This window comes from Sphingomonas lenta (genome assembly GCF_002288825.1).
Taxonomy (GTDB): Bacteria; Pseudomonadota; Alphaproteobacteria; order Sphingomonadales; family Sphingomonadaceae; genus Sphingomonas; species Sphingomonas lenta.
This window is the reverse complement of the sequence record NZ_NSLI01000005.1, coordinates 259,855-273,304: the sequence shown is the minus strand read 5'-3', so window position 1 is coordinate 273,304 and position 13,450 is coordinate 259,855. Positions and strand designations below refer to the sequence as shown.

The following is a 13,450-nucleotide window of genomic DNA, read 5'->3' as shown; positions in this document are numbered from 1 at the left end:
GATGAAGAAGCTAGCCGCCCTCCTTGCCGCGCCCCTGATTGTTAGCGCTACCGATCCGGTCGCGATCCACGTCAACCAGCTCGGCTACCTGCCCGCCGGCCCCAAGCGTGCCGTCGTCGCCAGCCCCTCACGCGCGCCGCTCGCCTGGCGGTTGCTCGACGCGCGGGGCCGGACGGCGGCGCAGGGCCGCACGACGGTGGCGGGCGACGACGCCGCGTCCGGCGACCATGTCCACCTCGCCGACTTCGGCGGGGTGCGCGCGCCCGGCGAGTACCGCCTCAGCGTCGGCGGCGTTGCTACCCGCCCTTTCCCCATCCGCCCGGACGTCTACCGCTCGCTCGCGCGCGCTTCGCTCAACTTCTTCTACCAGCAGCGCGCCGGGACGCCGATCGAGGCGGCCCATGCGGGCGGTGCGCAGTGGGCGCGCGCGGCCGGCCACCCGAACGAGGTCGCCGCCTGCTTCTCCGGCCCCGACCAGCGCGGGACGGTGTGGCCCGGCTGCCTGTACAAGCTCGACGTGACGGGCGGCTGGTACGACGCGGGAGACCACGGCAAGTACGTCGTCAACGGCGGCATCTCGCTCTGGACGCTGCTCAACCTCCACGAGGTCGCGGCCTCCTTCCCCGACGGCTCCGCCGCGCTGCCTGAGGCGGGCAACGGCGTCCCCGACCTGCTCGACGAGGCGCGTTGGGAGATGGAGTTCCTGCTCCGGATGCAGGTACCCGACGGCACGCGCTTGGCGCTCCCGGTGGGCCCTCAGGATCAGCAGAAGCCGCTCCGGCTCACCCCCGTCCACGCGGGCGGCATGGCGCACCACAAGATCGCCGACCGCAACTGGACCGCCCTGCCGACGATCCCCGCCGAGGACCGGGAGGAGCGCCTACTCTACCCGCCCTCGACCGCCGCGACGCTCAACCTCGCCGCCGTCGCCGCGCAGTGCGCGCGCATCTGGCGCTCCATCGACCCCGCCTTCGCCGCCCGCTGCCTTTCCGCCGCCCAACGCGCCTGGACCGCTGCGCTCCGCAATCCGGAGGTGTACGCCGCGCAGGGCTTCACGGGCAGCGGCGGTTACGGCGACTGGGATCTGTCGGACGAGTTCCACTGGGCCGCGGCCGAGCTCTACGCCACCACCGGTGCTCCCGCGTACCTCGACCGCCTCCGCCGCTCGCCGCTCTTCACGGCACCGCTGGAGAGCGAGCCAAGCTGGCCCGAGGTCGCCGCGCTCGGTACGATCACGCTCGCGACCGCGCCCGGCGTGCCCGACGCGGTGACTAAGAGCCAGCGCGCGCTCCTCGTGGCCGCCGCCGACCGCTTCCTCGCCGAGCGCGACCGCTCGGGCTATCGCATCCCCTACGCCACGACGCGCTATCCCTGGGGCTCGAACAGCAACGTGCTGAACCGGGCGATGATCCTGCTGCTCGCGCACCGCTTTACCGGCGACACGCGCTACCGGGCCGGGGCGATCGACGCCGCCGATTACGTGCTCGGCCGCAACCCGCTCGACCAGTCCTACGTCTCGGGCTTCGGCTGGAACCCGCTCCGAAACCCGCACCACCGCTTCTGGGCGCCGAGCCTCGATCCCAAGCTCCCCGGCCCGCCGCCCGGCGTGCTGTCGGGCGGGCCCAACAACACCGCCTGGGCCGACGACGTCGCGCGGAGCATGCAGGGCAAGTGCGCGCCCCAGCGCTGCTGGCGCGACGACGTCAACGGCTTCGCGATGAACGAAGTCGCCATCAACTGGAACGCGCCTCTGGTCTGGGTCGCGGCTTACTTGGACGCGACGGCGCGCTAGCCGCGCTGGAGCATGCCGAGTAGGAACTGCCGAATACGCTCCGTCCGCTCGCGGCTGGGCGGGCCAAGCACGGTGCGCGCGTGCTCCGGCAGGTGGTCGGCCGCGTGGGCCGCGTCGTCGTCGAACACGAGCTGGTCGAACCAGCTGCGCCACGCCGCCTTCTCCGCCCGCGGCAGGTCGCGCACCGCGGAGACGGCGTGCACCAGCGCCAGGAACGCCTGCGCCGATCGGTGCTCCCACCAGTAGTTCACCAGCACGTTCAGCCGGTCGAACGCGCGGACATGGTGCCACCAGATGGGCGGGATGTAGATGGCGTCGCCGGGCCCGAGCTCGGCCACCCGCGCGTGCGCCAGCGCTTGCGCGAAGCGCGGGTAGCGCTCGAGGTCGGGCGCGTCCGGGTCGACCATCGAGCTGGGCGGCCCCGCCATGGTCCGGTCGAGCGGACCCACATAAAGGTTGCGCAGCTGGTCGGGCGGGAACAGCGTAAAGCGCCGCCGGCCGGTGACGACGCAGGCGATGTTGATCGACGTGTCGTAATGCGTTGCGACCTGCGTGGCGTTGCCGATCCACAGCCGCGCGGGCGCGTCGACCGGCAACCCCAGCGGGTTCGCGCGCTCCCAGCCGGGCAGGTGCTCGGGCGCGGTGGCGCTGCTGGCGTAGAGCGCGTGCGGGCGCTCGACTTCGCTCTCCGACAGGCGCAGCAACTCGCCCAGCAGCGCCTGGAGCGGGACCTGTTGCTTGCCGAAATTGAAGCCGGTGAGCGCGTCGTCGTAGAAGAAGCGGCCTTCGATCTCCGGCGGGCCGATCATCACGTCGAGCGGTCGGCCGCCGCCGAAGCCGGCCAGATACCCGGCCATCGCCCGGTCGCCGCCCGCCCCGGCCCCCACCGCCTCCCAATGCGCGACCTGCCCGCGCAGCACCACCGGCTCGTACGCGATCGCGACCTCGCGCGCGAAAGTGTCCGCGTCCACCGGCCCACGTTCGGGCACGCGCGTCTCGGTCGCGGCGGGGTGGTCGAGGATCATGCGCCCGTTCTTACGACGGTTGCGGCGAAGCGGGAAGCAGGCGATGATAGCGCTAACTACTAGGATGGGAGAGGCTATGGGACGGTTCGCACGCGTGCTCGCGACCACGGCGATGCTGGCGGCCACGGTCGCCTCCGCGCAGCAGGGTCGCTGGACGGGAAGCTGGGGCTCGGCGCAGATCCGCGTCGAGGATCAGGAGGCGGAGAAGGCGCCGCTCGCCGGGCCGAGCACGATCCGTCAGACCGTCCGGCTCTCGGTCGGCGGCCCGCGGCTCAGGGTGCGATTGTCCAACCTGTTCGGCGACGCGCCGCTCGTGATCGGCGGGGCGCAAGTGGCGTTACCGATCGCGAACGGGGCGGCGGCGGTGCGGGCCGACACGGCGCGCCCGCTCACCTTCTCCGGCGCGACGTCGGTGCGCATCCCGCCCGGCGCGGAGCTCTATTCCGACCCGGTCGCGCTGCCCATCACGGCGGGCGCGGACCTCGCGGTGACGCTGCACCTGCCCGAGCCGCCCGCGCGGCGCACGGGGCACCCCGGTTCGCGCGCCTCCGCCTTTCTGCTGCCGGGCGACCGCGTCGCCGACGCGGCCTTTGCCGGAGCCCAGCCGGCGGCGGGCTGGCATCAGATCGCCGACGTCGAGGTCGAGGCGCCCGCGCGCACGATCGTGGCGATCGGCGATTCGATCACCGACGGCTATGGCGTGACGCCGGACAGCAACCGGCGCTGGACCGACTTCTTCCTCTCGCGCCTCCGCGCCGACCCGCGCACGCGCAACCTGGGCGTCGTGAACGCCGGCATCGGCGGCAACCGCGTGCTCCTGGACGGGATCGGCCCCAACCTCATGGCGCGCTTCGACCGCGACGTGATCGCCAGGAGCGGAGCCACCCACGCGATCCTCTTGGAAGGCATCAACGACCTGGGCGTGCTGACCCGCGACGCACCCGCCACTCCGCAAGCCCATCGCCGCATCGTCGCCGAGGTCACGGGGGCGTACCGCCAGCTCGCGGAGCGCGCTCGCGCGCACGGGATCAAGCTCATCGGGGGCACGCTCACGCCCTTTGTCGGCAACGACTACTACCATCCCGGCCCGGAGACGGAGGCGGACCGCCAGGCGATCAACCGCTTCATCCGCACCTCGGGCGTGTTCGACGCGGTGGTCGACTTCGACGCCGCGCTGCGCGATCCGGCGAACCCGTCGCGCCTGCTGCCCGCCTACGACTCCGGCGACCACCTCCACCCGTCCGAGGCCGGCTACGAGGCGATGGCGAAGGCCGTCCCCCTCGCGCTGTTCACCGGACGTCAGGAGGCCGCGTCGGCCGACGCTCCGCTGCTCGCGATCACGGTGGACGACATGCCCGTCCACGGGGCGCTGCCGCCCGGCGAAACTCACCTGAGCGTCACGCGACGCCTGATCGCCGCGTTCCGCGAGGCGGGCGTGGCCGCGCCCATGGGCTTCCTCAACGCCGGCAGGATCGGCGACGCGGGCGACGGTGAGGCGGTGCTGCGCGCGTGGCGCGCGGCGGGCTTCCCCATCGCCAACCACGCCTGGTCGCACCCTAACCTCGAAGGCATGGATGCGCCCGCCTTTCTCGCCGACGTCCGGCGCAACGAGCCGGTGCTCAAGCGCCTGATGCCGCGCGGCGGCTGGCGCTGGTTCCGCTACCCGTTCCTCTCGGAGGGGAGCGATCCCGCCAAGCGCGACGCGGTGCGCGCGGGCCTGCAGGCCGGCGGCTACCGGGTCGCGGCGGTGACGATGGATTTCGGCGACTATGCCTGGAACACCGCCTATGCCCGTTGCGCCGCCAGGGGCGACACGGCCGCGATCGCCGCGTTGGAGCGGAGCTTCATGGACGCCGCCCGCGTGGATGCGCTGCGCGCGCGCGCCATGTCGCGGGGCGCGTTCGGGCGCGACATCCCCTATGTGCTGCTGCTGCACCTGGGCGGCATGGATGCGCGGATGATGCCGCGGCTGCTGGCGATGTACCGCGAGCTCGGCTTCCGCTTCACCTCGCTCGAGAAGGCGCAGGCGGACCCTTTCTACCGCGCCGCCGAGGACCTGTCGCTGCCCGGCCCCAGCCCGCGCCTCGACGCCGCCGCAACCGCCGCGGGCGTCCCCGTCCCCCCGCGCGCGCCGCTGCCCGACGAGCGCGTCTGCGCCGGATAAGAGAAGGGCGGGGAAGCCCACCGGCCGCCCCGCCCCCGTTTTCCGCTCAGGGCGGGATCAGCCCTGCATCTCCTCCAGCTCCTTGCCCTTGGTCTCGTGGATGAACCGCTGGACCAGGAAGAAGCTGATCAGCGCGCACGCCGCGTAGAAGCTGTAGCTCGCCGCCAGCCCCAGCCCCGCCGCCATGATGGGGAAGCTTTGCGCGATGAGGTAGTTCGAGAACCACTGCGCGAAGCCGCACACCGCCAGCGCCGATCCGCGGATCTGGTTGGGGAACATCTCGCCCAGCATGACCCACATGATCGGGCCCCAGCTGACGTTGAAGAAGATCACGTACAGGTTGGCCGCGATCAGCGCGAGCCGGCCCAGCGCCGGCGACAGCTGAAGCTGCCCCTCCGCGTCCAGCGTCCCGTTGGAAAAGGCGTAGACCAGCGCGAACAGCGTCACCGTCATGCCCGCCGAGCCGATCAGCAGCAGCGGCTTGCGCCCGATGCGGTCCACGAGCGCGATCGTGAGGAAGCACGCCGCGATCGACACCGCGCCCGACACGATGTTGATGAGCAGCGACTGGTCCTCGGTGAACCCCGCCAGCTGCCAGAGCGTCGCGCCGTAGTAGAAGATGACGTTGATGCCGACGAGCTGCTGGAACACCGCCAGCACCAGCCCCGCCCACACGATCGGGCGGAAGAAGGTGCTGGGCGCGCGCACGTCCGACAGGCGCGGGCGATGGTCGGCGGTGAAGCTCCCGCGGATCTCCTCCAGCTTCGCCTTGGCGACGACCTCGCCGAATAGGCTGGTGAGCACCTGGCCCGCATGCTCGTGACGCCCCTTGGACACCAGGAAGCGCGGAGACTCCGGGATGAAGAACAGCGCGACGAGGAACACCGCCGCCGGCACCGCCTGCATCAGGTACATCCAGCGCCACGCCTCGAGCCCGCCCCAGAAGATGTTAATCGACGAGCCCGCGGCCTGGGCGAGGAAGTAGTTGACCACGAACGCCGCCGTCAGGCCGCTGATGATCATGATCTGCTGAACGGTGGTCATGCGGCCGCGGATGTTGGCGGGCGCGACTTCCGAGATATAGGCGGGCGAGAGCACGCTGGCCGCGCCCACCGCCATGCCGCCGGCGATGCGCGCGATCACGAACACCGCTTGGCTCCCGGCGAAGCCCTGCACGAGCGCGCCAATGAGGAACAGGAGCGCCGACAGCATCATAACCTTACGCCGCCCCATCAGGTCTGCGAGCCGGCCCGCCAGGAACGCGCCGATGAAGCAGCCGATGAGCAAGGAGCCCACCGTGAAGCCCAGCCCGCCCTCGCTCAGGCCGAACGCCGCCGTCAGGCCGTCCTGCGTGCCGTTCACCGCGCCGCTATCATAGCCGAACAACAGGCCGCCGATCGTGGCCACCGCCACGATCGCGGCGATAAAGCCGATATTGGCCGATTCCGCCCCCGCGTTCATCGCGGAGCCCGTCCTGCCGACGTCCGTCATCCCGATCCCCTCCTGCCGTCGTCCGTATCGGACGCGTGCTGCTCTGTGAGCGCTACCATGCCGGAGCGGCGGTTCAAGTCAAGCGCGCTGCGCCTTCGGCCTTCGACGGGGGGCGGCGTCCGATTGCCGACGGATCAGCGTGAAGTCGAGCAGCTGGTGCCGCTCCTCCGGCGGCGCGGTCTCCTGCCGGCGCACGGCCGCGACCAGCATCTCGACGGCCGCGCGCGACATGTCCGCGATCGGCTGGTGGATGGTGGTGAGCTCCGGCCAGATCGCGGTGGCGAGCGTGGTGTCGTCGAAGCCGCACACCGTCAGGTCGCCCGGCACGTCGAGCCCGCGCCGGTGCGCGACCGCCACCGTCGCCGCCGCCATGTCGTCGTTGCTGGCGAACACGGCGGTGGGCGCCTGCGGCAGGTCGAGCAGCTGTTCCGCCGCGTCGAGGCCGGAGCGGTAGGTGAACAGCCCCGGCGCGACCAGTGCGTTGTCGAATGCGACGCCCGCCTCCTCCAACGCCTCGCGATAGCCCCTCATCCGGTCGGCGCTCGCCTTGAGCGTCGGGTTGCCCGCGATGAAGCCGATGCGGCGGTGCCCGAGCGAGATGACGTGGCGCGTCATCGCCAGCGCAGCCTCGTAATCGTCGATGCTGACCGCCATCAGCTCGGCGGCCGGCTTGGCGCTGCCGACGAGCACGGCGCAGACGTCCTCCTCGGCCAGGACGCGGATCAGGTCGGGCGAGTCGCACAGCGGCGGCGGCAGGATGATGCCGTCGATGCCGCCCTCGATCAGGTGGCGCGCGACCTCAATCTCGTGATCGCCCAGCTCGCATTTCTCTACGATCAGTTGCACGTCACGCCGGCTCGCCTGGTCAAGCCCGCCGACCAGGAACTCGCTGAGATAGCCCGCGCTGGGATTGCTGTAGAGCAGGCCGATGCGGCTCTGCCCCGCCCCCGCCAGCGCGCGCGCGGCGGAGTTGGGCGCGTAGTTGAGCTCCGAAATGGCCGCGTTCACCGTGTCGCGCGTCGCGGGGCGGACGTTGCTTTCGCCGTTGATGACGCGCGACACCGTCATCGGCGACACGCCGGCGCGGCGCGCGACGTCGCTGATGGTGGGCGCGGATTTCTGTCGGCGAGGAGCTCTCACGCCATCACTGCTGTCATGAACCGCGCCGCGTGGCAACGTTTGCGGGCGCCTCCGTCCCGAAGCGGAGCGAATTTATCTGATCAATGCGCCTGGCCGGGCGCGTAGGGAAAGCGGAGCGCCTTGTAATACTCAAGCGGGTGCGCCGGCTCCGGTGAACCGGGCGGCAGTGCGCGGCCGTTCAGCGACCGCCAGTACGCCACCGACGCGTCGCGCCACCAGCGCGCCTCCTCTTCCTGGACCTTCAACAGGTCGGCGGTCTTGCTCCACCGCTCCGCATCAACGAACGGCCGCAGGCCCGCCCAGCGCGCGCGGAAACCGGCCACCGCCGCGACGCCCCGGTCGTAGCGCCGTACCAGCGTCTCCCACAGTGTCGCGCCGCCCGGCATGCGGTGGTCCCAGGGCAGGTGATGGAACCAGAGCAGATGGTCCTCGCCCGTCGTCTCCGGCCGCGCGAAGCGCCGCGCCGCCGGCCCGGCATATTGCCCCACCGCGTTCGAGCCCTTGCTCGTCCGATCGAAGCCGATGCCCCGCGCGTCGGCGCGGTGGTAGTAGGCGGGGTTCCACTCGGGCCGGGCCAGATCCGACACCCAGGGCGCGGGCCCGTGATGGTGCCCCGTCCCCATCAGGTGCGCGAGGCCGAGCGGTGTCATATAATCCACCATCGCCTGCCGCGAGGCCATCATCAGGTCCGCGACCGGCCGCGCGAACGCCGGGTCGGTGGTGAAGGTCAGCCCCGCCCACTCGGCGGCGACCGTGCGCGCCGACGCGTCCGGATCCCAGGCGAGCCGGCCGAAGGCGTACCAGTTCGCCTGGTCGAAGGTCGATCCCGTCCAGTCGCGGTCCGACCCGATGTTCGCCACGCCCGCCATGCCGGTGAGCCGATGCCCGTCGAGCGAGCCGTCGACCACGCGCGAGACCGTCGAGCCCGGGCCCCGCGCGTAGGTGTCGCTCCGCAGCGTCTCCGCGAACAGCTCGCCCAGGTAGACGAGGTGCGTGGCGAAGCCGAGATACTCCTTGGTGATCTGGAACTCGAGCATCAGCGGGGTGCGCGGCATCGCGCCGAACAGCGGATGGAACGGCTCGCGCGGCTGAAAGTCGATCGGCCCGTTCTTGACCTGCACCAGCACGTTGGGCGCGAAGCGCCCGTCCTGCGGCTTGAACTCGGTATAGGCCTGCTTGGCGCGGTCCTCGGGGTCGGTCTCCTGATAGACGAAGGCGCGCCACATCACCGCGCCGCCGTGCGGGCGCAGCGCCTCGGCCAGCATGTTCGCGCCGTCGGCGTGGCTGCGGCCGTAGTCGCGCGGGCCGGGCTGGCCTTCGCTGTTCGCCTTGACCAGGAAGCCGCCGAAATCGGGGATCACGCGATAGATCTCGTCCGCCTTGGCGCGCCACCAAGCCTGCACCGACGGGTCGAGGGGGTCGGCGGTCTCCAGTCCGCCTAGCTCGATCGGCGCGGAGAAGCGCGCCGACAGATAGACCTTCATGCCGTAGGGGCGCAGCACGTCGGCGACCGCGGCCGCCTTGGCGAGGTAGGGCGCGGTCAGGCTGTCGGCCTTGGCGTTGACGTTGTTGAGGATCGTGCCGTTGATGCCGAGCGACGCGTTGGCGCGGGCGTAATCGACGTAGCGCGGGTCCTTGTGGCCGGGCAGCCGCCACCAGTCCCAGATCGACTGGCCGGCATAACCGCGCTCCACCGAGCGATCGAGATTGTCCCAGTGGTTGAGCACGCGAAGCCGCACCTTGGGCGCGCTGCGCTCCTCGACGGGCCGGCCCAGCTGCAACCGGCGGATGAGCGCGAACGCGCCGTACAGCACGCCCGCCCCGCCGTTCGCCGCGACCACCGTGACCGGCCGCCCGCCCGTCATCACGCGCCGGACGAGATAGCCCTCGTCGCCCAAGTCCCCGAGGTCGAGCCGCAGCGCCCGGACGCGCGCCGAGGTGGCGGGCGTGCCCAGCACCACCTCGCCGCCCCCGCCCATCCCGCCCGACATCGCCGCGAACGCCCGGAAAAGCTCGTCGCGCGCCGCGAGCACGCGCGCGTCGCGCTCGGCGGGGTCAACCGCCACCGCGCCCGGAACGCCCGCCCGCGCGGCCGCGGGCAGCGGCCGATAGCGCAGCCAAAGCTCATAGCTGTCTTCCGCGGCCGCCCGGTCCGGCAAGCCCAGCAGCAGCAACAGCGCGCACAGCACGCCGACCAACGCCCGCATCCGCCTCTCCTCCGACGCTATTGACAGCGTTCCGCCCCGTGTATCTGTTAGCGCTATCACGAACAAGGCGCGCGGAGTGCCGACGTGGGAGAGGACCAGAGGGCATGACCAGCATCACCCGTCGCGGACTGCTCCGCTGGCTCGGCGCGGCGTCCGCGCTCGCGATCGAGCCCGCGGCTCTCGCGCAGCGCGCCGCCCGCCCCGTCTACAAGGACCCCCGCGCGCCCGTGGACCTGCGCGTGCGCGACCTGCTCGGCCGCATGACCTTGGAGGAGAAGGTCGGCCAGATGATCGCGCTCTGGGCGACCAAGTCGGAGATCATGCGCGACGGCGGGCTCGACTTCGATCCCGTCAAGGCGAGCCGCAGCTACCCGCACGGGTTCGGCCAGGTGACGCGCCCCTCCGACCGGCGCGGCGGGCCGCAGGTGGCCGAGGTGGCGGGCGGCACGGGCGCGCGGTGGCGCGGCGCCGAGTCGACGATCAGCTTCGTCAACGCGGTGCAGCGCTGGGCGACGACGCAGACGCGGCTGGGCATCCCCGTGCTGTTCCACGAGGAGTCGCTCCACGGCTACATGGCCCCCGACGCGACCATGTTCCCGCAGGCGATCGCGCTGGCGGGCGCGTTCGACCGCGACCTGATGCGCCGCGCGCAACGCGTCATCGGCCGCGAGGTGCGCGCGCATGGGAGCCACCTGACGCTGTCGCCCGTGGTCGACATCGCGCGCGACCCGCGCTGGGGCCGCATCGAGGAGACGTTCGGCGAGGACCCCTATCTCTGCGGCGAGATGGGCGTCGCCAGCGTGCTCGGGCTGCAGGGCGAGGGCGGCACGCTGGCGCCCGGCCACGTCTTCGCGACGCTCAAGCACATGACCGGCCACGGCCAGCCCCAGGCCGGCAACAATATCGGCCCCGCCCCGCTCGCCGAACGCGAGCTGCGCGAGTTCTTCTTTCCGCCCTTCCGCGCCGTCGTCGAGCGCACGGGCGTCGCCGCGGTGATGCCGTCCTACAACGAGCTCGACGGCGTCCCCAGCCACGCGAACAAGTGGCTGCTCGGCGACGTGCTGCGCGGCGAGTGGCGCTTCGACGGCGCGATCGTCAGCGACTACGGCGGCGTGACGGAGCTCGACACGATCCACCACGTCGCGAGCGGTCCGGAGGACGCCGCCCGCCGCGCGCTCGCCGCCGGCGTGGACAGCGAACTGCCCGACGGCCAGGCGTTCCGCACGCTCGTCGCCCAGGTCCGCGAGGGCCGCGTCGCACAGGCTGCGGTGGACCAGGCGTGCGCGCGCATGCTCCGACTGAAGTTCCGCGCCGGGCTGTTCGAAGATCCCTACGCCAGCCTCGCCGAGGCGCGCCGCCTGACGGGGAACGCCGAGGCGCGGGCGCTGGCGCTGGAGGCCGCGCGCAAGTCGCTCTGCCTGCTCACCAACGATGGCACGCTGCCGCTCGACCGCGCCCGCCTGCGCAAGGTCGCGCTGATCGGCCCCAACGCGCAGGTCGCGCGGCTGGGCGGCTATTCGGGCGCGCCCAAGGTCGCCGTCAGCCTCGCCGACGGCTTACGCCGCCGATTGCCCGCCGACGCGCTCGTCGTGGCGCAGGGCGTGCGGATCACGCGGACCGAGGACCGCTCGGCCGACGAGGTGCTGCTCGCCGACCCGGCCGAGAACCGCCGCCTGATCGCGGAGGCCGTCGCGGCGGCGCGCGACGCGGACGTGATCCTGCTCGCGATCGGCGACACGGAGCAGACCAGCCGCGAGGGCTTCGCGAAGAACCATCTCGGCGACCGCACCAGCCTCGACCTGGTCGGCGAGCAGAACGAGCTGTTCGACGCGCTCCACGGCTTGGGCAAGCCGGTGGTGGTGTGCGCGATCAACGGCCGCCCGCCCAGCTGGCCCGCGATCGCCGCGCGCGCCAATGCGATGCTGGAATGCTGGTACCCCGGCCAGGAGGGCGGCACGGCGGTCGCCGACGCCCTGTTCGGCGACGTGAACCCGGGCGCCAAGCTCCCCGTCACCGTGGCGCGGCACGCGGGCCAGCTGCCGCTCTACTACAACAGCAAGCCGTCGGTCGGCCGCGGCTACCTATTCGACACGACCGCGCCCCTGTTCCCCTTCGGCCACGGGCTCAGCTACACGACGTTCCGGCTCGGCCCCCCTCGCCTCTCCGCCCCGCGCATCGGCGTGGCGGGCGAGGTCACGGTCGAGGTCGACGTCCGCAACACGGGAACCCGCAAAGGCGACGAAGTCGTCCAACTCTACGTCCGCGACCAGGTCAGCTCCGTCACCCGCCCCCTCAAGGAGCTGAAGGGCTTCGAACGCGTCACGCTCGCGCCCGGCGAGGCGCGCACCGTGCGCTTCACGCTCGGCCCCTCGGCCTTCGCCATGTGGGACGTCGACATGCGGGAGGTGGTCGAGCCCGGCCGTTTCGACATCATGACCGGCCCCAACTCGGCCGACCTGCAGACCGTCACGCTGGAGATCGCCTGACCTTGCGCCGGGCCGGGCGCTTATGGTAGCGCTAACGCAAACGGCCCGTCTAAGGGCGACATGGGAGAGGTTTGTGATGTTCCTGCGCTGGGCCGCCCTCGCGTCCGCCGTCTTCTGCACCGCCGCGCTCGGCAAATCGAGCGAGCCGCGCGCGCCCAACGGCCGTCGCTACCTGTCCCAACCGCTGGTCCGCGACATCTACACCGCCGACCCGTCGGCGCACGTCTTCCAGGGCCGCATCTACGTCTATCCCAGCCACGACATCGACGGACCCGCGCCCGAGGACGATCTGGGCGGCCATTTCGAGATGCGCGACTATCGCGTGCTCAGCATGGACCGCGTCGGCGCGCCGGTGACGGTGCACCCTGTCGCGCTCGATGTGGCCCAAGTGCCCTGGGCGACCAAGCAGATGTGGGCGCCCGACGCGGCGTATAAGAACGGCACCTACTACCTCTACTTCCCCGCCAAGGACCGGCAGGGCGCGTTCCGCATCGGCGTCGCCACCTCCAAGAGCCCCGTCGGCCCGTTCAAAGCCAAGCCGCGGCCGATCAAGGGCAGCTTCTCGATCGACCCCGCCGTGTTCACCGACGACGACGGCCGCAGCTATATGTATTTCGGCGGCATCTGGGGCGGCCAGCTCCAGCGCAACGTCACCGGGCGCTACGACCCCAACGGCTCCAAGACCGACCTCAATCGGCCGAATGCGCCCGCGCTGATGCCGAAAGTCGCGCGCCTCGACGCGTCCATGACCGAGTTCGCCGAGAAGCCCCGCGACGCGCTCATCGTCGATGAGGGGGGCAAGCCGCTCTTGGGCGGCGACACGAACCGCCGCTTCTTCGAAGCGGCGTGGATGCACAAGTACAACGGCAAATATTACCTCAGCTACTCGACGGGCGACACGCACTATCTCGTCTACGCGGTCGGCACGTCGCCCTATGGTCCTTTCACCTACAAGGGCCGCATCCTGGAGCCGGTGCAGGGCTGGACGACGCACCACTCGATCGTCCAACACGGCGGCAAATGGTGGCTGTTCTACGCCGACAGCCAGCTCTCGGGTCAGACGCGCCTGCGCAACGTCAAGGTGACCGAGCTCACCCACAATCCGGACGGCACCATTTGCACGATCGACCCGTTCGTCGACTGAC

8 protein-coding genes are annotated in these 13,450 nt (G+C 71.5%); 4 read left to right on the top strand and 4 right to left on the bottom strand.

Annotated features, from left to right (window positions below):
* The first annotated feature begins 1 nt into the window (after nucleotide 1).
* The gene (locus CKY28_RS16585) at nucleotides 2–1,792 is read left to right on the top strand and encodes a glycoside hydrolase family 9 protein (RefSeq protein WP_095999485.1); all 1,791 of its coding nucleotides are present in this window, start codon (nucleotides 2–4) and stop codon (nucleotides 1,790–1,792) included.
* Here CKY28_RS16585 and CKY28_RS16580 read toward each other — a convergent pair.
* Nucleotides 1,789–2,817: a cupin-like domain-containing protein gene (locus CKY28_RS16580; protein ID WP_176473148.1), complete on the bottom strand. Its 1,029-nt coding sequence runs from the start codon at nucleotides 2,815–2,817 to the stop codon at nucleotides 1,789–1,791. The genes CKY28_RS16585 and CKY28_RS16580 overlap by 4 nt on opposite strands.
* A gap of 76 nt (nucleotides 2,818–2,893) precedes the next feature.
* On the opposite strand from CKY28_RS16580, the gene CKY28_RS16575 reads away from it, so the two are divergent.
* Nucleotides 2,894–4,981, top strand: a complete 2,088-nt coding sequence (locus tag CKY28_RS16575) for a GDSL-type esterase/lipase family protein (protein ID WP_217989605.1) — start codon at nucleotides 2,894–2,896, stop codon at nucleotides 4,979–4,981.
* A 57-nt stretch (nucleotides 4,982–5,038) separates the two neighbouring features.
* Here CKY28_RS16575 and CKY28_RS16570 read toward each other — a convergent pair whose 3' ends face one another.
* The 3 genes from CKY28_RS16570 to CKY28_RS16560 all read right to left on the bottom strand — a co-directional run bounded on the left by CKY28_RS16570 (nucleotide 5,039) and on the right by CKY28_RS16560 (nucleotide 9,819).
* Nucleotides 5,039–6,442, bottom strand: a complete 1,404-nt coding sequence (locus CKY28_RS16570) for a sugar porter family MFS transporter (protein ID WP_095999562.1) — start codon at nucleotides 6,440–6,442, stop codon at nucleotides 5,039–5,041.
* A 108-nt stretch (nucleotides 6,443–6,550) separates the two neighbouring features.
* Nucleotides 6,551–7,540 carry a LacI family DNA-binding transcriptional regulator gene (locus CKY28_RS16565; RefSeq protein ID WP_095999484.1) on the bottom strand — a complete coding sequence of 330 codons (990 nt, stop codon included), beginning with the start codon at nucleotides 7,538–7,540 and terminating at the stop codon, nucleotides 6,551–6,553.
* Nucleotides 7,541–7,692: 152 nt separating this feature from the next.
* On the bottom strand, nucleotides 7,693–9,819 hold the full coding sequence (locus CKY28_RS16560) for an alpha-glucuronidase family glycosyl hydrolase (RefSeq protein ID WP_095999483.1): 2,127 nt from the start codon (nucleotides 9,817–9,819) through the stop codon (nucleotides 7,693–7,695).
* Between the two features lie 104 nt (nucleotides 9,820–9,923).
* Between CKY28_RS16560 and CKY28_RS16555 the strand changes: the two genes are divergently transcribed.
* Nucleotides 9,924–12,305: a glycoside hydrolase family 3 N-terminal domain-containing protein gene (locus CKY28_RS16555; RefSeq protein WP_095999482.1), complete on the top strand. Its 2,382-nt coding sequence runs from the start codon at nucleotides 9,924–9,926 to the stop codon at nucleotides 12,303–12,305.
* Between the two features lie 76 nt (nucleotides 12,306–12,381).
* The gene (locus CKY28_RS16550; RefSeq protein ID WP_095999481.1) at nucleotides 12,382–13,449 is read left to right on the top strand and encodes a glycoside hydrolase family 43 protein; all 1,068 of its coding nucleotides are present in this window, start codon (nucleotides 12,382–12,384) and stop codon (nucleotides 13,447–13,449) included.
* The last annotated feature ends 1 nt before the right edge of the window (nucleotide 13,450 follow it).